The sequence below is a fragment of the Streptomyces sp. NPDC051664 genome (assembly GCF_044453545.1).
Taxonomy (GTDB): domain Bacteria; phylum Actinomycetota; class Actinomycetes; order Streptomycetales; family Streptomycetaceae; genus Streptomyces.
Map to the genome: position 1 here is coordinate 472,584 of NZ_JBITCU010000004.1, position 19,248 is coordinate 491,831.

The 19,248-nt window shown below is 71.1% G+C and carries 18 protein-coding genes; 11 read left to right on the forward strand and 7 right to left on the reverse strand.

Going from position 1 to position 19,248, the window contains the following annotated elements:
• Positions 1-48 precede the first annotated feature (48 nt).
• Positions 49-1,371: a polysaccharide lyase family 1 protein gene (locus tag ACIA8E_RS11200; RefSeq protein WP_399296743.1), complete on the forward strand. Its 1,323-nt coding sequence runs from the start codon at positions 49-51 to the stop codon at positions 1,369-1,371.
• 88 nt (positions 1,372-1,459) lie between these two features.
• Complete coding sequence (locus ACIA8E_RS11205; RefSeq protein WP_399296745.1) at positions 1,460-2,524, forward strand: pectinesterase family protein; 1,065 nt, start codon at positions 1,460-1,462, stop codon at positions 2,522-2,524.
• 370 nt (positions 2,525-2,894) lie between these two features.
• On the opposite strand, the gene ACIA8E_RS11210 is transcribed toward ACIA8E_RS11205, so the two are convergent.
• The 3 genes from ACIA8E_RS11210 to ACIA8E_RS11220 form a co-directional block, all read right to left on the reverse strand.
• Positions 2,895-3,725 (reverse strand): pectate lyase, encoded by an 831-nt coding sequence (locus ACIA8E_RS11210; RefSeq protein WP_399296747.1) that lies wholly within the window; start codon positions 3,723-3,725, stop codon positions 2,895-2,897.
• A 94-nt stretch (positions 3,726-3,819) separates the two neighbouring features.
• Positions 3,820-4,530: a hypothetical protein gene (locus tag ACIA8E_RS11215; protein ID WP_399296749.1), complete on the reverse strand. Its 711-nt coding sequence runs from the start codon at positions 4,528-4,530 to the stop codon at positions 3,820-3,822.
• Positions 4,530-5,102: a SigE family RNA polymerase sigma factor gene (locus ACIA8E_RS11220; protein ID WP_399296751.1), complete on the reverse strand. Its 573-nt coding sequence runs from the start codon at positions 5,100-5,102 to the stop codon at positions 4,530-4,532. The genes ACIA8E_RS11215 and ACIA8E_RS11220 overlap by 1 nt, the downstream gene beginning before the upstream one ends.
• 233 nt (positions 5,103-5,335) lie before the next feature.
• Here ACIA8E_RS11220 and ACIA8E_RS11225 point away from each other — a divergent pair, with 233 nt between their 5' ends.
• Complete coding sequence (locus ACIA8E_RS11225; RefSeq protein ID WP_399296753.1) at positions 5,336-6,760, forward strand: NCS2 family permease; 1,425 nt, start codon at positions 5,336-5,338, stop codon at positions 6,758-6,760.
• Positions 6,761-6,883: 123 nt separating this feature from the next.
• Here the strand turns inward: ACIA8E_RS11225 and ACIA8E_RS11230 are convergent, their stop codons facing one another.
• The 3 genes from ACIA8E_RS11230 to ACIA8E_RS11240 form a co-directional block, all read right to left on the reverse strand.
• Positions 6,884-8,335 (reverse strand): peptidoglycan D,D-transpeptidase FtsI family protein, encoded by a 1,452-nt coding sequence (locus ACIA8E_RS11230; protein ID WP_399296755.1) that lies wholly within the window; start codon positions 8,333-8,335, stop codon positions 6,884-6,886.
• 105 nt (positions 8,336-8,440) lie between these two features.
• Positions 8,441-8,965, reverse strand: coding sequence for a GNAT family N-acetyltransferase (locus tag ACIA8E_RS11235; RefSeq protein WP_399296757.1), 525 nt, complete (start codon positions 8,963-8,965; stop codon positions 8,441-8,443).
• A gap of 3 nt (positions 8,966-8,968) precedes the next feature.
• Positions 8,969-9,739 carry an IclR family transcriptional regulator gene (locus ACIA8E_RS11240; RefSeq protein ID WP_030919961.1) on the reverse strand — a complete coding sequence of 257 codons (771 nt, stop codon included), beginning with the start codon at positions 9,737-9,739 and terminating at the stop codon, positions 8,969-8,971.
• 155 nt (positions 9,740-9,894) lie between these two features.
• On the opposite strand from ACIA8E_RS11240, the gene ACIA8E_RS11245 reads away from it, so the two are divergent.
• The 8 genes from ACIA8E_RS11245 to ACIA8E_RS11280 all read left to right on the forward strand — a co-directional run bounded on the left by ACIA8E_RS11245 (position 9,895) and on the right by ACIA8E_RS11280 (position 18,695).
• Positions 9,895-11,415, forward strand: coding sequence for an aldehyde dehydrogenase (NADP(+)) (locus tag ACIA8E_RS11245; RefSeq protein WP_399296760.1), 1,521 nt, complete (start codon positions 9,895-9,897; stop codon positions 11,413-11,415).
• Positions 11,412-12,023, forward strand: a complete 612-nt coding sequence (locus ACIA8E_RS11250; protein ID WP_399296762.1) for a DUF1349 domain-containing protein — start codon at positions 11,412-11,414, stop codon at positions 12,021-12,023. Before ACIA8E_RS11245 ends, ACIA8E_RS11250 begins: the two co-directional genes overlap by 4 nt.
• 219 nt (positions 12,024-12,242) lie before the next feature.
• Complete coding sequence (locus ACIA8E_RS11255) at positions 12,243-12,713, forward strand: GNAT family N-acetyltransferase (protein WP_399296764.1); 471 nt, start codon at positions 12,243-12,245, stop codon at positions 12,711-12,713.
• A 143-nt stretch (positions 12,714-12,856) separates the two neighbouring features.
• Complete coding sequence (locus tag ACIA8E_RS11260; RefSeq protein WP_399296766.1) at positions 12,857-15,352, forward strand: Tox-REase-5 domain-containing protein; 2,496 nt, start codon at positions 12,857-12,859, stop codon at positions 15,350-15,352.
• Between the two features lie 80 nt (positions 15,353-15,432).
• Positions 15,433-16,134: an Imm52 family immunity protein gene (locus ACIA8E_RS11265; RefSeq protein WP_399296768.1), complete on the forward strand. Its 702-nt coding sequence runs from the start codon at positions 15,433-15,435 to the stop codon at positions 16,132-16,134.
• Positions 16,131-16,658 carry a hypothetical protein gene (locus ACIA8E_RS11270; RefSeq protein WP_399296770.1) on the forward strand — a complete coding sequence of 176 codons (528 nt, stop codon included), beginning with the start codon at positions 16,131-16,133 and terminating at the stop codon, positions 16,656-16,658. The genes ACIA8E_RS11265 and ACIA8E_RS11270 overlap by 4 nt, the downstream gene beginning before the upstream one ends.
• 146 nt (positions 16,659-16,804) lie before the next feature.
• Complete coding sequence (locus ACIA8E_RS11275) at positions 16,805-17,524, forward strand: DsbA family oxidoreductase (protein ID WP_399296831.1); 720 nt, start codon at positions 16,805-16,807, stop codon at positions 17,522-17,524.
• A gap of 109 nt (positions 17,525-17,633) precedes the next feature.
• The gene (locus ACIA8E_RS11280; protein ID WP_399296772.1) at positions 17,634-18,695 is read left to right on the forward strand and encodes an aminotransferase class V-fold PLP-dependent enzyme; all 1,062 of its coding nucleotides are present in this window, start codon (positions 17,634-17,636) and stop codon (positions 18,693-18,695) included.
• Between the two features lie 4 nt (positions 18,696-18,699).
• Here the strand turns inward: ACIA8E_RS11280 and ACIA8E_RS11285 are convergent, their stop codons facing one another.
• Positions 18,700-19,194, reverse strand: coding sequence for a MarR family winged helix-turn-helix transcriptional regulator (locus tag ACIA8E_RS11285; RefSeq protein ID WP_399296774.1), 495 nt, complete (start codon positions 19,192-19,194; stop codon positions 18,700-18,702).
• Between the last annotated feature and the right edge of the window lie 54 nt (positions 19,195-19,248).

Sequence of the window (19,248 nt, forward strand, 5' to 3'; positions counted from 1 at the left end):
TTCCGCACGCGCCACCTTCGCCATACGTCTACGACCGAAGGAACCGCCATGCCCGCACGGATGTGTCATGCTCGCGCCATCGCCCTGGTGATGGGCTGCGCCTCGCTCGCCCTCGCCGTCTCCGTCCCCGCCCAGGCCGCCCCCCGTCACCGGGGCATCGAGCGCGCCGTGCTCCCTGCCGGCGACGGCTGGGCCGCCTCGGACGGCTCCACCACGGGCGGCTCCCAGGCAACGCCCGACCATGTCTACACCGTCACCAACCGGGCCGAGCTCATCGCCGCCTTCGAGGACGCGGGCGACGCACCGAAGATCGTCAGGATCGCCGGGACCATCCACGGCAACTCCGACGCCGAAGGCACGCCCATCGGCTGCGAGGACTACCGGACCGACGGCTACACCCTGGACAAGTACCTTGCCACCTACGACCCGGCCACCTGGGGCAAGGTGCTCCCGTCCGGTCCGCTGGAGGATGCCCGCGCCGCCTCCGCCGCCCTGCAGAAGGCCGCGGTCGAGGTCCAGGTTCCCTCCAACACCACGCTCGTCGGCGTCGGCAAGGACGCCACCGTCATCGGCGCCAGCCTGCAGGTGAACAACGTCTCGAACGTCATCGTCCGCAACATCACCTTCGAGGACACCTACGACTGCTTCCCGCAGTGGGACCCCACCGACGGGGAGACCGGTGCCTGGAACTCCGAGTACGACAACCTCGTCGTCACCGGCTCCAGCCATGTCTGGGTCGACCACAACACCTTCAGCGACGGCGACCGGCCCGACGCCGACCAGCCGCGCTACTACGGCGAGCTGTTCCAGCAGCACGACGGCCTCTTCGACATCGTCCGCGGCTCCGACCTGGTCACCGTCTCCTGGAACGTCCTGAAGAACCACGACAAGACCATGCTCATCGGCAACAGCGACAGCGCCGCCACCGCGGCGATCGACCGCGGAAAGCTCCGCGTCACCCTGCACCACAACCTCTTCCAGGACCTCAAGGAACGCGCACCCCGCGTCCGTTTCGGCGCCGTCGACTCGTACAACAACCACTTCGTCGCCACGGCGGGTGCCGCCTACGGCTACAGCTACGGCGTGGGCATGGAGTCCCGGATCGTCGCCGAGCACAACGCCTTCACCCTCGCGTCGCAGGTCGACCCGGCGACCATCCTGAAGAAGTGGAAGGAGTCCCCGATCACCGCCGAGGACAACTACGTCAACGGCCGCAGGACCGACCTGATCGCCGTCCACAACGCGGGAGTTCCCGCGGAGCAGCTCACCCCGGGCGCCGGCTGGACCCCGGTCCTGCGCACCAGGATCGACAACCCGCGCGCCGTCCCGGGGCTGGTCGACCATGGTGCGGGTGCCGGAAAGACCTGCTGACTCTCCTCTTCCGCACGGGGGCCGGGGCGCGCTCTTGCGCTCCGGCCCCGCCCTCTGTTCCTCGAGCCGCAACGGAGGCACCTCCCGCATGACTTCGCACCTCGCACGCCGGTCCGTCCTCAGCGGCGCCCTCGCCGCAACCGCCCTCGCCCTCGCCCCGCGGGCCTCCGCCGCCACCCGGCAGCAGATCCTGCACGTCGACCCGCGCGGCCGGGGCGACCACACCACCGTCCAGGCGGCGGTCAGCGCCGTCCGCTCGGACGGCTGGACGATCGTCCTCGCCCCCGGCGTCTACCGCGAGACCGTCCTCATCCCCCAAACCGCAACCAATCTCACCCTGCGCGGGACGACCCGCGACCCACGCGACACCGTGATCGTGTACGACAACGCCGCGGGTACGGCGAAGCCGTCCGGCGGTACGTACGGGACGACGGGCTCGGCCACGACCACGGTCCAGGCCGACGGTTTCACCGCGCGCGACCTCACCTTCGCCAACGACTGGCTGCGCGCGGATCACCTCGACATCACCTCCGGGACACAGGCCGTCGCGATCAAGGTGCAGGGCGACCGCTCGGCGTTCCTCAACTGCCGTTTCCTGGGCCACCAGGACACGTTGTACGCCGACTCGATGGGCCTGGGGATCTTCGCCCGCCAGTACTTCCGCGACTGCTACGTCGAAGGCGACGTCGACTTCGTCTTCGGCCGTGCCACCGCCGTCTACGAGCACTGCCACTTCCGCACCCTGGACCGTACCGACCTGGCGGCCGCCCCCTACGGCTTCGTCTTCGCGCCCAGCACCGCGGTCGCGAACCCGCGCGGCTACCTGGTCCTGAACTCCCATGTCACCAGTGGCGCCCCGGTGGCCCACTACAAACTGGCGCGCCCATGGGTGCCGGGGTCGGACACCACGGCGAGACCGATGCTGACGGTCCGCGAGAGCGTCCTCGGCCCGGGCATCGACCCCGACGCCCCCTACATGAACATGCAAGACATCTATGCATGGCAGGCCCAGCGCTTCGCCGAGTACCGGAACACGGGCCCGGGTGCGCGGATCAATGTCCCGGAGAACCGGCCCCAGCTAACGGATGCCGACGCCCAGGTGCAGACCCGGTCCGCCTATCTGGGTGACTGGACGCCCTGGAAGGGGTGCTGAGATGCGCCGTCGCACGCTGCTGACAGGCTTGGCAGCGGGCTCGGCCAGTTCATCCAGGCGGCTGTGGACACCGTCCCCGGCGCGGACCGGACGGTCTTGCTCGATCCGGGGACGTACCGGGAGACGGCGACTGTCCCCGTGTGGATGACGTGGTTCGAGCCGTCGTCGGTGTAGCGGAAGGCTGCGGACGCCGAGGACAGCAGGCCGGAACCGGTGGCTGTCGCGACGCCGGTCGCAGCGACGCCGACGGCGCCTGCGCCGATGACCCGGCGGCGGCGAGACGCCTCTTGTGGGTGCTCATGGGAGTCCAGGTGGGTGGGGCTGTGCGGCGCGACCGGAGCGAGCCCGGTCGCGCCGCGCCTGGGAACGGCTACTGGTAGCTGATGTCCGAGGCGGAGTAGCGGCAGTACGTGCCGTCCGGGCCGCTGCCCGTCTCGGTCGGCTCGTCACCCGTGTTGTTGCCCGTGTAGCGGACACACGGCTTGATCTTCTTGCTGCTGTCGCCGTGGATCCGTACCGAGCGCAGCGTCGCGGTGTCCCCGTAATTGGTGTTGATGCCGGCGATGGCACTGCCGGGGGCCGTGACATCGACATCGTTGACGGTGATGGTGCGCTTGTACTGGGTCGAGCAGTTGCCGCAGGAGCGGACCAGCTTGCCGAAGTCGGAGACCTGGAACCCGCCGGTGATGGTCAGGCTGCCCGCGCCGTTGAACTGGAAGACCTTGTCGGAGGCCTTCCGTGCGCCACCGCCGGTCACCGTGTACACGGCACTCGACGAGGTGCCCTTGAAGGACGCCGCGTCCTCGCCGACGTCCTCCCACCACACGTTCTGAAGCGTGCAACTGCCCGAGCAGTGGATGCCGTCGGCAGCCGGCGAGCCCAGGACGACGTTCTTCAGGACCGCCCCGTTCGCCAGCTTGAAGATCGGATCCTGGTCCTCGCTCTGGCCTCCGTCGCCGAGATCCCCGCTTCCGTAGAAGCGCTTCAACCCGCCGTCGTACGTCCCCGAGACCGCGATGGTCGCCGAGACGGGCTGGGAACCGTTCGGCGTGGGCCAGGCGGCGACCGCGGTGGTCGCCGCGCCGGCCGGCTGGACCGTGAGGCTCGTGACGACGGCGGCGCCGGTGAGAGCCAGCGCGGCGGTCAGGGCGGCATACATGCGCCGCCGATGGTGGTGGCGGAGTGCGGTTCGTTCCTTCATCTCGATGTCCCGTTCCTCGGAGGTGGCGGAGCGTTGCGCTCTCTGGTCGCCGCCGCCGGAGGAAGGGTTGCCGGGTTCGGGGATTCTTTCCGTGTCAGTGGTCGGACGTGAAGTTGTCGCCCACGGACACCTGCTGACCGGTGGTGCGGGCGGCGCTCGCGGTGAAGTAGTCGCCGTCGGCGCCCCGGTCGCCCTCCGCGTGGTTGTACTGGCCGGCGAACGTGTGCGTACCGACCGGCACCGTACGCCCCGGCTTCAGCGTCCACCGGTAGACGAGGAAGCCGTCCTTCTCCTGCGCCGAGCCGGTGAAGTCCTGCTCCGGCAGGGAGCGCCAGGAGCCGGTGGTGTTGACGCCGCCGGTCTGAGCGATGCGCAGTTCGACCGTGAGCGAGGAGAGCGGCTGCGTCGTCCTGAGCATCACATTGCTCTGCGCCCAGTACGCGTTGCTGTGCGGGTCGACGGCCCCGTCCGCCCACAGCGGCCCGTCCTCGGTACGCAGATCGGGCACGCGACCCGGCGCCGCCGGGGCCGAGGCGGAGGGGACCGGGGAAGCGGCCACCTGCCCGCCCCGCGTCTGCCCGCCGCCCGCCGAAGTGACGGCGTACGCCCCGACGGTCAGCACGCCGCAGACCGCCGCCGTCGCCCCGACCACCCGCAGCCACGGCAGCGGACCCCGTGGAGCGCGCGGAGTACGGGCGGAAGGTGCCTCCACCATTCCTCGTTCGAGCCGGGCCAGCATCCGCTCCCGGTCGGGACGGTGCGCCTCGGCAGCCGCGCGCAGCCGCTCACGCAGCTTGTCGTCCATCAGTGCCTTCCTCCGCCGCGCTGCGCCGCGACAGCCACCTGTACCTGCGCGGCGGGCGTATCGGGACCGAGCAGCCGCTGCAGCTCCGCCACGGCGCGCGAGGTCTGGCTCTTCACCGTGCCCACCGATATGCCCAGCACCAGCGAGGTGTCCCGCTCCGACAGGTCGAAGGCGTGCCGCAGCACCACGCACGCCCGCTTGCGGAACGGCAGCCTGCGCAGCGCCCCCTGGACGTCGACGACCGTCGACACATCCGGGTCGTCGACCGCGTAGCCGTCCCCGCCTCCGCGCGGCGCCCAGAACAGGGCGATCCTGCGGCGCTCGCGCACGGCGCTGCGGATCCGGGTCCGGGCGAGGTTCGCGACGACGCCGCGCGCGTACGCGACGGGATGGTCGGCGTTCCTGACCCGGTCCCAGCGGTGCCAGAGCGCCAGCAGCGCATCGGCCGCCAGATCGTCCGCGGCGTCGGTCTCACCGGTCAGCAGATGGGCGAGCCGGGCGAGTTCGGCGTAATGGGCCTCGAAGAACTCATGGAACTCGGCGGCAGCGGCATCGTCGACGACTGTGCCCACGGGTACCTCTCTGTGCACTCGATTCCCTGTACGCGCGTTGTACCGCTGTGTACGTTCACCGGTACCGCCCGCGGGGCGCGGGCGGGGCGCGAGCGTACCAGCGCACCCCGGAAGCGCTTCGACTCGGGTGCGTGACCCCAGTAAGGCGTAACACAGCGAAAACCTGAAGACCCAGTGTCCGAAGGAACAATCCAGCTACCCACCGAGGGACCTTCACGCACCCAGGAGCGCCCATGCCGGAAAGCACCGTGCAACGCAACGCCGTCGACCGCTACTTCGCCATCAGCGATCGCGGCTCGACCTTCGGACGCGAGATACGCGGCGGCTTCGCCACCTTCTTCACCATGGCCTACATCCTGGTCCTCAACCCGATCATCCTCGGCTCGGCCGAGGACAAGTTCGGCGCGCATCTCTCCGGTCCCCAACTCGTCACCGCCACCGCCCTGGTGGCCGCCGTGATGACCGCGATCATGGGGCTCGGCGGCAATCTGCCACTCGCCATCGCCGCCGGACTCGGACTCAACGCCGTCGTCGCCTTCCAGATCGCACCACTGATGAGCTGGCCCGACGCGATGGGCCTGATCGTCCTCGAAGGGCTGCTGATCTGCGTCCTGGTCGTCACCGGGCTGCGTGAGGCCGTCATGCGGGCCATCCCGCCCGCCCTCAAGCAGGCGATCAGCGTCGGCATCGGGCTCTTCATCGCGTTCATCGGCTTCATCGACGCCGGCTTCACCACTCGCATCCCCGGCGACACCGGTTCCGTCCCCGTACAGCTCGGCGCCACCGGGCAGCTCTCCGGCTGGCCGGTCCTGGTCTTCTGCCTCGGTGTGCTGCTGACCGTCGCGCTGCTGGCCCGCAAGGTGAAGGGCGCCATCCTCATCAGCATCGTCGTGATGACGGCCGTCGCGATCGTCATCAACGAGATCGCCGACATCGCCCCGGCCGCCTGGGGCCTGACGGTTCCGTCCGTCCCCGACGACGTGGTGGCCGCCCCGGACTTCGGCCTCATCGGCTCCTTCAGCCTCTTCGGGGCGTTTCAGCAGACCGGCGTCATCACGATCGTCCTGCTGGTCTTCACCCTGATCCTCAGCGACTTCTTCGACACGATGGGCACCGTCGTCGGCGTCTCCAACGAGGCCGGACTCCTCGACGAACAGGGCAAGGTCCCGAACCTCGGCCGGGTCCTGCTGATCGACGGTGTCGCGGCCGTGGCGGGCGGCGCGGCCTCCGCCTCCTCCAACACGTCGTACATCGAGTCCGCGGCCGGCGTGGGCGAAGGCGCGCGCACCGGCTTCGCCTCCGTGGTCACCGGCGCGCTGTTCGCCGTCGCCCTCTTCCTCACCCCGCTCGCCACGGTCGTCCCGGCCCAGGCTGCCGCACCGGCCCTGATCGCCGTCGGCTTCCTGCTGATGGCACAGGTCCGGCACATCGACTGGGAGCGCTACGAGATCGCCATCCCGGCCTTTCTGACGATCGCCGTGATGCCCTTCACGTACTCGATCACCAACGGCATCGGTGCGGGCTTCCTCGCGTACGTCGTCATCAAGACCGTCCTCGGCAAGGCGCGCGAGGTGCACTGGCTGCTCTGGGGCACCTCGGCGCTGTTCGCGGTGTACTTCGCGATCGACCCGATCGAGCAGCTGCTCGGCGTGAAGTAGCAGCTGTGGCGGGGCGATCCGGCCGGTCGGCACCGACCGCGCACGACGCGGCCCGCGCCGCCCCGCACAGCCCGTCGTCCGTCCGGCACGGAGCCCCGGCCCCTGAGCCGGACGGACGCTTCCTCACCTCTTGAGCGCCGCCTTCATCATCTTCTGCGCGATCGGCGCCGCCAGTCCGTTGCCGCTGACCTCGGAGCGCGCCGAGCCCGAGTCCTCGACGACCACGGCGACCGCGACCTCCTTGCCGGTGGACCTGTCCTTCGCGTACGAGGTGAACCAGGCGTACGGGGTGTTGCTGTTGCCCACTCCGTTCTGCGCGGTGCCCGTCTTGCCGCCGACCTCCGCCCCGTCGATCCGGGCGTTGGTGCCGGTGCCCTGCTCGACGACGGTGACCATCGCGCTGCGCAGCTGCTCGGCGGTCGAGGCCGAGACGACCCGCTTCGTGTCACCGTCGGCGAACTTCTGCAGGGCGTTGCCGTCCGAGTCCGTCACCTCGGACACCATGTGCGGCGCCGCCAGCTCACCGCCGTTGGCGAGGGCTGCGGAGACCATCGCCATCTGCATCGGGGTCGCGGTGACCTCGAACTGGCCGATGCCGGTCAGCGCCGTCGACGACTTGTCCATGCCGGACGGATAGACGCTCTTCGAGGCGCGCACCGGGACGTCCAGCTTCTCCGTGTTGAAGCCGAACTTCTCCGCCGTCGCCCTCAACTTGTCCTCGCCGAGATCGGCGGCGACCTTCGCGAAGACGTTGTTGCAGGAGTACTGGAGCGCCGTGCGCAGGGTGGCGTTCTCGCAGGGGGCGGAGGCGCTCTCGTTCTTCAGGACCGTGGAGGTGCCGGGCAGCGTGTACGGGTCGGGGCTGTCCGTGCGCTCGTCGACCGAGCTGTAGAGGCCGTTCTCCAGCGCCGCCGACGCCACCACGAGTTTGAACGTCGAACCGGGCGCCAGCGGCTGTCGCAGGGCTCGGTTGACCAGCGGCTTGTCCGGGTCGGAGAGCAGCTCCTGCCAGGTGTCGCCGTCCGATGTCCCGCTGATCTTCGACGGGTCGTACGAGGGGGTGGAGACCATCCCCAGGATCTGTCCGGTCCCGGGGTCGATCGCGACGGCCGCGCCCTTGTCGTCGCCGAGCGCCTCGTACGCCGCCTTCTGCACACCCGGGTCGATCGTCGTCAGCACACTGCCGGGCGCCGCCTGCTTGCCGGTCGCCACGTCGAGGGGGTTCTTCAGCCGGTCGTCGGTGCCGTCGAGCACATGGCTGTAGATCCCTTCGAGCTGGGTGGCGCCGTACGCCTGCGAGCTGTACCCGGTGACGGCGGCATAGAGCTCGCCCTGTGTGTATGTGCGCTTGTACGCGAGATCGCCGGCCTGGGTCCCCTTCGATCCGGTGACCGGTGATCCGGCCACGATGATGTCGCCGAGCGGCTGCGCGTACTGCGCGATGGTCTTCCGCCGGTTGTGGTCGTCGTCTGCGAGGGCTCGGGTCTGGTACGCCTGCACCCAGGTCGCCCGCCCCAGCAGGGCGAGGACCAGCAGCAGACAGAAGACCGAAGCACGCCTGATTGTTCTGTTCATCCCGCTGGAGGGACGAGCGGGGCGGTCCGGCGCGTTCCCGTCTGTGCCGCTTCTCACCGATTTTTCAGACTGCCCGACCGACCGCAGCCGTACGGCGCGGACCCCTCACGGGGTCGTGGAGCGGCCTTCGTCCGGCGCCCGGCCGGCCGGGCGCACCAGCGTGAAGAGCAGCTCGTCGGTCAGCTCGCCGCGGGCGTGCGCGAAGCCCCGGTCCTCGCCCGTGACGGTGAAGCCGCACTTCTCCAGCACCCGGCGCGAACCGGTGTTGTCGGCCGCCGCCCGGGCGTGCAGCGGACGTTCCGGCACGGCGTCCAGCAGCGCCCGCAGCGCGGCGGTCGCGAGTCCGCGGCCCCAGTGCGCCCGGTCGATCCAGTAGGTGACCTGGCGGTCGCCCCCGGGCCCGTACACCCCGGCGTTGCCGACCACCGCGCCGTCGGCGAGCACCGTCCGTATCACGATCGTCCGGTCGGCCAGGAGCCGCCTCCAGTGGGCGTCGAACGCGGCCCGGTCGGTGGGGTCCTCGCTGGTGAACGCGGCCGTGCGGACGGACTCCGGATCGCACATGTACGCATAGAACAGCGGCAGATCGCTGCCGCGCACCTCGCGCAGGGTCACCTCTGCCGCACTCATCGGTCAGAGCCTCCGGGTGGCCAGCGTCAGCCGGTCCCGCGCGTCGAAGAGCGCGTCCTTGACCATCTGCTCGTGCGCGGGGGTGAGCCGGGCGACCGGCACCGAGCAGCTGATCGCGTCGCGCGCCGGAGTCCGGTACGGGATCGCGATGCCGAAGCACCGCAGCCCCAGGGTGTTCTCCTCGCGGTCCACCGCGTACCCCTGCTCGCGGATGACGTGCAGCTCCTCGATGAGCTTCTCGCGGTCGGTGAGGGTGTGCTCGGTCAGCGCGGGCAGCGTCTCCGGCAGCATCTTGCGGACCTGCTCGTCGCTGTGGGTGGCCAGCAGAGCCTTGCCGAGCGAGGTGGAGTGGGCGGGCAGCCGGCGGCCGACGCGGGTGAAGGGACGCAGATAGTGCTGGGACTGCCGGGTGGCGAGATAGACCACGTTCGTACCGTCGAGGCGGGCCAGGTGGATGGTCTCCGTGGTGTCGTCGGAGAGCCGGTCCAGCGTCGGCCTGGCGGCCGCGACGACCTCGTCGCCGTCGATGTACGAGGTGCCGACCAGCAGGGCCCGCACGCCGATGCCGTACCGCGTCCCCGTCGCGTCGGTCTCCACCCAGCCCAGCTCGACCAGGGTGCGCAGCAGCATGTAGAGGCTCGACTTGGGATAGCCGACGGCTTCCTGCACGGCCGCCAGCGAATGCATACCGGGCCGCCCGGCGAAGTACTCGAGCAGCTCCACCGTCCGTACCGCGGACTTGACCTGTGCCCCACCTGACTCGGCAACCGACATCGCCCTACGCCCCTTCCAGCCCACTTGCGAAACCCTGCGACTTCTTGCCAACACGGAACGCCCGGAAATAGAGTCCCTACATATTCACGATCAGGAACTCTGTTCAGAATACCGAACAACTTCTGATGTGTAGCAGTGGAGCGGAAGGAAACACGGTGGCAGCAGCACCAGTCTGGAGCGTCGACCCCCGCACCGGGAACCCGCGTGAGCAGGTTGCGGTGGAGGCTACAGCGGAGGAGGTCGACCGTGCCGTCAGGGCGGCACATGCCGTACGGGACTCGCTGGCCGACCGCACCGTACGCGCCGCCTTCCTGCGTACCGCGGCCGATCTGCTCGCCGAGGCCGGCGAGCACGTGATCGAGGCCGCCGACGCTGAGACCGCACTCGGCCCGGCCCGGCTCACCGGTGAACTCGCCCGCACCGCGGCCCAGTTGCGGGCCTTCGCCGAGGTCGTCGACGAGGGTGCCTTCCTCGACATCCACATCGACCACGCGGACGCCACCCGGACCCCGCCGTGGCCCGACCTGCGCCGCTACAAGATCCCGCTCGGCGTCGTCGCCGTCTACGCGGCCAGCAACTTCCCGCTCGCCTTCTCCGTACCCGGCGGCGACACCGCCAGCGCCCTGGCGGCCGGCTGCCCGGTCGTCGTCAAGGCGCACCCCGACCACCCCGCCACCTCCGAGCTGTGCGCCTCCGTGCTGCGCCGGGCCGCCGCCAAGGTCGGCCTGCCCGAGGACGTACTGGTCCTGGTGCACGGCTTCGAGGCGGGCGTCGAGCTGGTCAAGCACCCGCTCGTGGCCGCCGCCGGCTTCACCGGCTCGATCCGCGGCGGGAGGGCGCTGTTCGACGCGGCGGCCGCCCGGCCCACCCCGATCCCGTTCCACGGCGAGCTCGGCTCCCTCAACCCCGTCGTCGTCACCGAGGCGGCCGCCGCCGAGCGCGGCGAGCAGATCGGTGCCGGGCTTGCGGGCTCGATGACCATGGGCGCGGGCCAGTTCTGCACCAAGCCCGGGTTCGTCCTGGCCCCGACGGGTGAGACCGGCGACCGGCTGCTGAAGTCGCTGACCGACGCGGTCAGCGACAGCGAGGCCGCGGTCATGCTCGACCACCGGATGCGGGACGCCTTCGTCGCAGGTGTACGGGCCCGGGCCGAACTCCCGGACGTGGACGCCCCCGTCACCCCCGGTGCGAGCGGTGACCACACCGTCTCCGCGGGCTTCCTGACCGTACCGGCACACCTGCTGGCGACCGAGGGCCCGCACGACGCGCTCCTGGAGGAGTGCTTCGGCCCGGTCACCGTCGTGGCCCGGTATGCCTCCGAGGACGAGATCACCGCCGTCCTGTCCCGGCTCCCCGGCAACCTCACCGCCACTCTCCAGATCGCCGAGGAGGGCGCCGACGCCGACGCCCCCGGGCTCCTCGCGGCCCTCACCCCGCTGGCCGGCCGGGTCCTCGTCAACGGCTGGCCGACCGGTGTCGCGGTCGCCCCCGCCCAGCACCACGGCGGCCCCTACCCGGCCACCACCTCCACCTCCACCTCGGTCGGCGCCACCGCGATCGAACGCTGGCTGCGCCCGGTCAGCTACCAGACGACACCGGAGGCCCTGCTGCCACCGGAACTGCGCGAGGACAACCCGCTGGGCCTGCCGCGCCGGGTGGACGGACGCCGCGCATGACGCTGAGCCTTCCCGAACTCCCCTTTGAGCTACGGTCGTTCGGCCCGGAGGGGCAGTGGTCGTACGAGGACGGTGTACTGACCGGGCGGGCGGGCGTCCGGCAGGACCGGTTCGTGCCGCCCGGCGGCGACGCCCTCGACCCGGCGAGCGACGCACCGCGACTGCTCGGCGTGGCACCGGACGGCGACTTCCAGCTGATCGCCCGGGTGAACGTCGGCTTCGCGGCGGCCTTCGACGCCGGGGTGCTCTATCTGCACGTCGGGGAACGGGAATGGGCGAAGCTCTGCCTGGAACTCTCCCCGGCCGACCCCACCGTCTGCACGGTCGTCACCCGCGGCCGTTCCGACGACGCCAACGCCTTTGTCGTGGACGGCGACAGCTGCTGGCTGCGGCTCAGCCGCAACGGCAGCGCGTTCGCCTTCCACGCCTCGGCCGACGGCGAGAAGTGGACCTTCGTCCGCGTCTTCGCCCTCGGTGACGCGGACGGGGCGGCAGCGGCGTCGATCGGCTTCCTCGTCCAGTCGCCGACCGGCGAGGGCTGCGTGGCGTCGTTCGACCGGATCGCCTTCCGGCCGACCGGGCTCGACGATCTGCGCGACGGCAGCTGAGTCGCCTCGCGTCCGCGCCCGTCCGCCGAGCGGACGGGCGCGGACGCCCGGCGGAACCGGGTGACAGCCCATGGCGGCGACCGTGCTCGGTGCCGCGGCGGCCATCCGGCCGCCGAAGCGACTCCCGCTCGTCCGCGCACGACCGAAGCCGCCTTCTCGGACGGCCGCCGTGCGGACCGGCGTCGCAACCACGGGCCGACCCGTCGCGTCCCTCCCTTCATGATCAGAACCGCCACGCCCGCCGATCTCGACGCCATAGTCCAGCTGCACACCGAGGCCCGCGCCACCTACTACCGGGGCCACCTCCCGGAGGAGGAGTACGCGGGCGCCGCCGAGGTCGGCCGCAGCCGCGGTGGCTGGTCCCGCGCCATCGACCGCCCGGACGCCACCGTGCTCTGCGCCGAACGGGACGGGGCCCTCGCCGGCGTCGCGGCCTTCGCCGTACGCGACGGCGTCATGCACCTCACGCAGCTCCATGTCTCCCCGTTCCACTGGCGTACGGGAATCGGCACCGAACTCCACACCGCCTGCGTCGCCGCCTGGCAGCAGGCTGGAGTGGACAGCGCCCGGCTGGAAGTCTTCGTGCACAACACCCGCGCCCAGTCCTTCTACGCCGACCGGGGCTGGGCCTCCGATCCCGACCACCCGCGCGCCGGCGCCCATCTGGTCCTGCGCCTCACGGTGAGCTGACGGCCACCCTCCTCGCCAGAGCCTCACCACGGCCCCTTGGGACCGGAGTTGGGCCCTGGGGCCCAAGACTCCACCCCACTGTGCCCCTAGCCTGAACGGGCATCACTCTGCTTGTCGGCAGGTCTGGTTGGGGGAGACAAGGCATGTCCGCGATCGGTGGCATACCCGCATACGGAGGTGACGCTCCGGCGCCGGGTGAGGGGCGACGGGAGCTGCCACGGGCACTCGGAGCGGCCCGCATCCTGCTGCATGTCCTGTTCGGAGCCACCGTGCTGGGTGGCCTCGGGCTGTTCGGCTCCGCGCTCGCCGCGGACGCGATGGGCGGCGTGGTCATCGGCCTCGCGCTGTACGGGGCCGCGCCCGGAGTCGTGGGCTGGATGCTCTCGCGACGCGCCTGGACCGGCGGCAGAGGAGTATGGGGCGGCCTGATCGCCGTACAGGTGTGGCTGATCCTCGGCGGCCTCGCCAACATTGCGAACGGGTCGGTGCACGGCTTCACCCAGGTGTTCCTGCCTGTACTGATCCTGGTGCTCCTCACCCGGACGCAGAGCCGCGAGTGGTTCCGGCTGCCGGCGCGGGTCCGGGAGGACAAGCCCGAGTTCTCGTTCTCCCACATGATCACCTGGCGGCGGGACCGGGGGCAGACGGCTCTGGAGTACCTGGGCCTGGTCCTGATCGTCGTGGCGCTCATCGGCGCGCTGGTGCTGAGCGGAGTCGGCGGCCAGATCACGGACCGCCTCCAGGCGGCGATCTGCTCGCTCACGGGCACGTCGTGCGAGGTGGCGGGCACCGGCAGCGACACGGTCGGGGCCGGTAAGACCGCGGGCGGTACGGACGGGGGCGGTTCGGACACGGGTGGCAGCGCGGTCGCCGGGGGTTCGGACTCGGGCGGTGCCGACAACGGCGGCGCCGTCGCCGGTGGCACGGATGCGGGATCAAGCGGCACGGGTGGTGCGAACGGGACCGGCGCCGGTGGTGCGAACGGCAGCGGTGCGGGTGGTGCGAACGGCAGCGGTGGCTCCGACGGCGGTGGTGCGAGCGGTGCCGGCGGCTCCAACGCCGGGACAGCGAACGGGGGCGCCGACGGAGGCTCCACCACCGGATCCGGCGGCGGCACCGGCGGACCCGACGGTCCGGGCACCGACACCTACCCCGAGACCAGCACCGAGCCCGAGGCCACGTACGACACCCCCGTCTCGGACGCGGACTCCGACGACTCCGGCGACTCCGGGAAGGACGGGGACAAGAAGGAGGACTGCGGCGGCTGGGGCTTCTTCGGCTGTGCATGGGACCGCACCACCCAGGTCGTCAAGGGCCTCGCCGTCGACGGCGTCTGGGGTGATGTCACCGGCATCATCGACCTGTTCAAGCCCGAGACCTGGTCCGGCCTGGCCGATTACGGCAAGCAGCTGGGCAGCACGTGGATGCAGGACTCCAAGGACGCCGGGAGCAAGTGGGACAAGGGCGACTACTTCGGTGCACTCGGTGACTGGGGCAAGGCCTCGCTCAACACCGTCGTGAAGGTCGGCGACGACATGTTCGTCGGCGACGAGGTACGGGACCGCTGGAACAACGGGGAGAAGACTCGGGCCGTCACCGATGTCGTCTGGAACATCGGATCGCTCTTCATCCCCGGCTACGACGTCGCGAAGGTCGTCGGCAAGGCCAGCAAGCTGGGCAAGCTCGGCAAGGTCGCCGCGAAGGTGGCCGAAGCCGCCGAGAACGCCGGCAACGCCGCGCGCCGTGCCCGTAAGGCCGCTGAAGTCGGAGACATCGACGGTGTCCGCAAGGCGGCCAAGGAGGCCGACGAGGCGGCGGACGAAGCAGAGGATGCGGCGCGTAAGACAGGCTGCAGCATCGCCCTCGGCCCCCGGGTGCGCTACGGCGGTTCCGGCGGGATCTCCGGGTCCGGAACCGGGGTGCTCGCCGCAGGGCCCCCGAACCATGTGATCCTCGCCGACGACGGCTGCGACAAGGCGGCCGAGGCCAAGGCGAAGGAGGCCCGGGAGCAGGAGCGGGCGGCCCACCTGGAGCAGAAGCGGGCCGAGGAGCCCGACCGCGCGGCCAAGGCGGAGCTGGCCAAGAAGCAGTGGCCCGAGCCCAGGCGCAACGACACCTCCGACCCGCGCAACTACAACTCGCCGGACTGGGCGGCGGACCTCAAGAAGCCGGACTTCGGTTCCGCCGACAAGGGAGACGGCTATTGGGCCAGCCGTGACCGCAACCCCCCGCCCAACTGGAAGAACGAGTCGTGGCTCCGCTACCAGGAGCAGGTCACCGGCACCGTGCGCGGCCGGGAGTACGTCGTGCCGCACCCGAGGGAGGGCAAGCCGGCGGTGGAGTACGACGGCTGGGACTCCGGCAGGCAGACGTTCCTGGAGGCGAAGAACGGTTACAAGGGATACCTCTCGCAGAGCGAGAAGGGCAGCCTCACCGCGTCCGGCAAGAACGAGTTCGTCACCGAGGCACGGTCTCAGGTCGAGGCGTCCGGTGGCCGCGCCGTCGAATGGCACTTCTCCGACCCGGACGTGGCCAAGGCCGCCCGCAAGGCGTTCCGGGAGGAGAACCTGCCGATCAAGGTCGTCTACACCAAGCAGCACCCGAGCAACAGCACCAGGAAGCCCGGGGCGTTCGACTGATGCCCCGCGAGGCAGGTACTAGCCTGGCTCGGGCGGTGACTCTGGCCGGACCGGTGGACGACAGATGACGGAGACAGGACATGCGGCGTGTGGTGCGGGGCTTCTGGGGTCCCCGGGAGGAGCCGGTCGAGGCGGTGGCCGGACGCTGGAATCTGATGCTGGACCGGCTCGCCGGGCTGCTGCCGGTCGCCGGGGCGGGTGGGACATGGAGTCGGGTCCGCGAGTCCGGGGCCGCCGCTGAGACCGGCACGGACGAGGCGTCCCTGCTCGCCGCTCTGAAGGTGCAGCAGCAGGAGGCCAGGTACGCCTCGGACGGTGCCGGCCTGTATCTCGTCATCGGAGACGAGCAGGGCTGGGAGATCGAGGCCAGAGGTCTGGCGGGCGGCGCCTCGGAGTTCCTGCTCAACTCGATCGTGATCGGCGTCAGGTCGCCGGACGGCGCGGATGTCCCCGACGCCGAGCTCCTCACGGCGGTCGCCGAGGCGTGGGGGCCGGATTTCGGGGATGTGACCGACGACGACGTGCTCGACGCCCTGGAGGACGACGCGGGGTTCGGCGTCGGAGAGCCCGGCGTCGGGTGGGTCGGCTATCTCTCCCCGGGACGCGCAGCCCTGCTGCCGGACGGCCTCACCGCCGTCCGCAAGGAGCTCACCGGCGGAGGCGTCCTCCTCGACATCGCCCCGCAGGGCGACGCAAGGGCCGTGGTCCGGGCCTATGTGCAGCTGCGGGACGCCGGTGCGCTGGAGCCGCTGCCGCGCCCGATGGACCGGCCGGCACTGTGACGGCCCGGGCCGGGGAGACATTCGAACTCGACCGGGCGGTCGCCGACATCGAGGCGCTGCTCGCCGGGCCCGTACCGGCGACCGGACCGACGGACAGCCAGGGGGACCCGGTCACGGGGGAGTGGATCACCACCTCGGGCGAGGGCTTCCGGATCCTTCCGCTCTGGGAGAGCGACAGCCTCGTCGGCGTGTACGCGCCCGAGTGGAATGACGCGGACGAAGCCGCCCGCGGTCATCTGGACGACTTCGTGGCGGAATTGGACCGCCGGTGGGGTGCTCACCGGAAGGTGGGCATGCGGGTGCCGGTCTTCCGGAAGATTGCGGACGAGCCCATGCCGCCGCTCTTCCAGGCGCTGTGCGACAAGGACTGCCTCGGCGATCTGTCGGTGTGGGGGCCGGTGGCCGCCGGCCCCGGCGCCGCGGACGTGTGGATCGCGGCCTCCGTCAACCAGTGCGACGGCGACGCCCCGATGATCATCGTGGCCCTCGTCAGCGATCGCCCGATCGTCGAGCCGGCGGAATAGCCGCCGACGGCTCTCCGGCTCGGTCGGGAATGACAGGGTCCGGGCGCGTGTTCCAGGAAGGAGCGGAGGGTGCCTCCGCGCTGCCCTCGCACAACCGGGGCAGCGGCACGATCCATCTGCACAACAGCCTGGAGAGAAGAAGAGTCATGCGCGTCGAGATCTGGAGCGACATCGCCTGCCCCTGGTGCTACATCGGCAAGGCCCGCTTCGAGAAGGGCCTGGCGGGGTTCGCCCATCGCGACGAGGTCGAGGTCGTGCACCGGTCCTTCGAGCTCGACCCGGGCCGCGCCAAGGGCGACACCGCCCAGGTGATCGACATGCTGGCGCAGAAGTACGGGCGTACCCGTGAGGAAGCCCGGTCCATGGAGGCGAACGTCGCGGCCAACGCGCACGCCGAAGGGCTCGGCTACCGGACCGAGGGGCGCGACCACGGAAACACCTTCGACATCCACCGGCTGCTCCACCTCGCCAAGGCCCGCGGACGCCAGGACGAGCTGCTGACGCTCGCCTACCGGGCGAACTTCGCCGAGGAGCGGTCCGTCTTCGACGCCGAGGTGCTGATCGAGCTCGCCCTAGAGGCCGGGCTCGACGGCGACGAGGCGCGGGCCGTGCTCGCCGATCCGGAGGCGTACGCGGCCGAGGTGCGGGCCGACGAGCAGGAGGCGTCCGAACTGGGCGCCAACGCCGTGCCGTTCTTCGTCCTCGACCGGCGGTACGGGATCTCCGGCGGCCAGCCCGCCGAGGTCTTCGCGCAGGCGCTGGAGCAGGCGTGGAAGGACCGTCCGCTGACCGCCATCGGCTCGGACGGGGCAGCCTGCGACGCCGACGGGGCCTGCCAGGTACCGCAGGCCGGCAGCCAGGGCTGACCCAGCGCCGCCGCGGCCGGCCGCTCAACTGCATCGATAAGCATTGCTTGGGGGTACCCCTCAACTCTTCGTGATTGACGATGAGTTGAGGGGCATTCAGGCTGGACGCATGGAGAACTCCTCGCTCGCCCAGGCCGTAGCCGCCGAGTTTGCGCCCAAATCCACGTATCTCAACACCTCCAGTTGCGGGCTGCTGCCCCGCCGCACCGTCGAGGCGGTGAAGACGCTCGCCGACGAGAACGCCGCGGGCACCGGTGCGGGCGCGGGCAGCTTCGACGCCGTGGACGCCGCACGGACCCGGTTCGCCGGGCTCGTCGGTGTCGGTCCCGACCGGGTCGCCACCGGCAGCTCGGTCGCCGTCCACGTCGGTCTGATCGCGGCCTCGCTGGAGCCGGGCGCCGAAGTGCTGGTACCTGAGGGGGAGTTCAGCTCGGTCGTCGGCCCCCTCTCGGTCCGTGGGGATCTGCGGATGCGGTACGCCCCGCTGGACGGCATGGCCGAGGCGGTGCGGCCCACGACCGCGCTCGTCGCCCTTTCCTCCGTACAGTCCGCCGACGGCCGGATCGCCGACCTCGACGCGGTTCGCGCGGCGGCCGCCGCGCACGGCGCCCGGGTCCTCCTGGACGCCACCCAGTCCGCAGGCTGGCTGCCGCTGGACGCCGGAGCGTACGACTACACGGTCACGGGCGGCTTCAAGTTCCTGCTCTGCCCGCGCGGTTCGTCGTTCCTCACCGTCACCGAGGAGGCGCAGGAGACCCTGTCGCCGCTGTACGCGAGCTGGGTGGCCGGCGAGGACCGCTGGAACAGCACGTACGGGCCCGTCGGCCGGCTCGCCGCCACCGCGCGCCGCTTCGACGAGGCGCCCGCCTTCCTCGCGTACCACGGTGCCGAGCGCTCGCTCGCGCTGATGGCCGAGATCGGCATCGACACCGTGCACGCCCACAACACCGCGCTCGCCGCCCGGTTCCGTACCGCGCTGGCCGGGATGGGCCACGAGCCGGTGCCCGGCCGGTCCGCGGTCGTCGCCGTGCCGGGGCTGGGAAGCCGCGAGTCGGCGCTGGCCCGGGCCGGTATCGCGGTGTCGGCCCGGGCCGGGAATCTGCGGGCGGCCTTCCATCTCTACAACACGCAGGCCGATGTGGACCGCGCGCTGGAGGTGCTCGCGGGCTGACCGCTCAGCGGCCTTCCGGGCAGTTCTCGGTCTCCCGGGAGAGGTTCTCCTCGACCTTGGCCAGCAGCCGGGCCAGCTCGGTGCGCTCCGTCGCGTCCAGGCCGGCGAGCGTGCGTTCCTCCAGATTCGTCCAGGCCCGCTCGACATCCGAGTGCAGCGCGCAACTGTCCGCGCTGGCCTCGACCAGGACGGCCCGCCGGTCGTCCGGGTCGGGGCGGCGGCGGACGTGACCGGCCTGTTCGAGCCGCTGGAGCATCTTGGTGACGGTCGACGGATCGAGGTCGACCGCCTTGATCAACTCCGACTGGCGCGCCGCGCCCGCGTCCCACAGGTACATCATCAGGAACTCCTGGCCGGGGTAGAGCCCGGCGCACCGCAGCGCCTTGCCGGCGGCGATCCGGTGCAGCCGCGCGACCCGTGAGACGGCGTGGCTGACCGGGCCGCCGCGGGCGGCGCTCGGCAGCTCGGTACAGACGGGGTCGACGGGTTCGGCCTTCATGGGGACTCCTCGGGGCGATGCTCCGGCCTGCGGCCTGTCCGGCGGATCGGTCCC

Bases quoted from the DNA above. Each gene is read 5' to 3' on its own strand.
- ACIA8E_RS11200 (WP_399296743.1), top strand. From the start codon at position 49: ATGCCCGCACGGATGTGTCATGCTCGCGCCATCGCCCTGGTGATGGGC.
- ACIA8E_RS11205 (WP_399296745.1), top strand. From the start codon at position 1,460: ATGACTTCGCACCTCGCACGCCGGTCCGTCCTCAGCGGCGCCCTCGCC.
- ACIA8E_RS11210 (WP_399296747.1), bottom strand. From the start codon at position 3,725: ATGAAGGAACGAACCGCACTCCGCCACCACCATCGGCGGCGCATGTAT.
- ACIA8E_RS11215 (WP_399296749.1), bottom strand. From the start codon at position 4,530: ATGGACGACAAGCTGCGTGAGCGGCTGCGCGCGGCTGCCGAGGCGCAC.
- ACIA8E_RS11225 (WP_399296753.1), top strand. From the start codon at position 5,336: ATGCCGGAAAGCACCGTGCAACGCAACGCCGTCGACCGCTACTTCGCC.
- ACIA8E_RS11230 (WP_399296755.1), bottom strand. From the start codon at position 8,335: ATGAACAGAACAATCAGGCGTGCTTCGGTCTTCTGTCTGCTGCTGGTC.
- ACIA8E_RS11235 (WP_399296757.1), bottom strand. From the start codon at position 8,965: ATGAGTGCGGCAGAGGTGACCCTGCGCGAGGTGCGCGGCAGCGATCTG.
- ACIA8E_RS11240 (WP_030919961.1), bottom strand. From the start codon at position 9,739: ATGTCGGTTGCCGAGTCAGGTGGGGCACAGGTCAAGTCCGCGGTACGG.
- ACIA8E_RS11250 (WP_399296762.1), top strand. From the start codon at position 11,412: ATGACGCTGAGCCTTCCCGAACTCCCCTTTGAGCTACGGTCGTTCGGC.
- ACIA8E_RS11255 (WP_399296764.1), top strand. From the start codon at position 12,243: ATGATCAGAACCGCCACGCCCGCCGATCTCGACGCCATAGTCCAGCTG.
- ACIA8E_RS11260 (WP_399296766.1), top strand. From the start codon at position 12,857: ATGTCCGCGATCGGTGGCATACCCGCATACGGAGGTGACGCTCCGGCG.
- ACIA8E_RS11265 (WP_399296768.1), top strand. From the start codon at position 15,433: ATGCGGCGTGTGGTGCGGGGCTTCTGGGGTCCCCGGGAGGAGCCGGTC.
- ACIA8E_RS11275 (WP_399296831.1), top strand. From the start codon at position 16,805: ATGCGCGTCGAGATCTGGAGCGACATCGCCTGCCCCTGGTGCTACATC.
- ACIA8E_RS11280 (WP_399296772.1), top strand. From the start codon at position 17,634: ATGGAGAACTCCTCGCTCGCCCAGGCCGTAGCCGCCGAGTTTGCGCCC.
- ACIA8E_RS11285 (WP_399296774.1), bottom strand. From the start codon at position 19,194: ATGAAGGCCGAACCCGTCGACCCCGTCTGTACCGAGCTGCCGAGCGCC.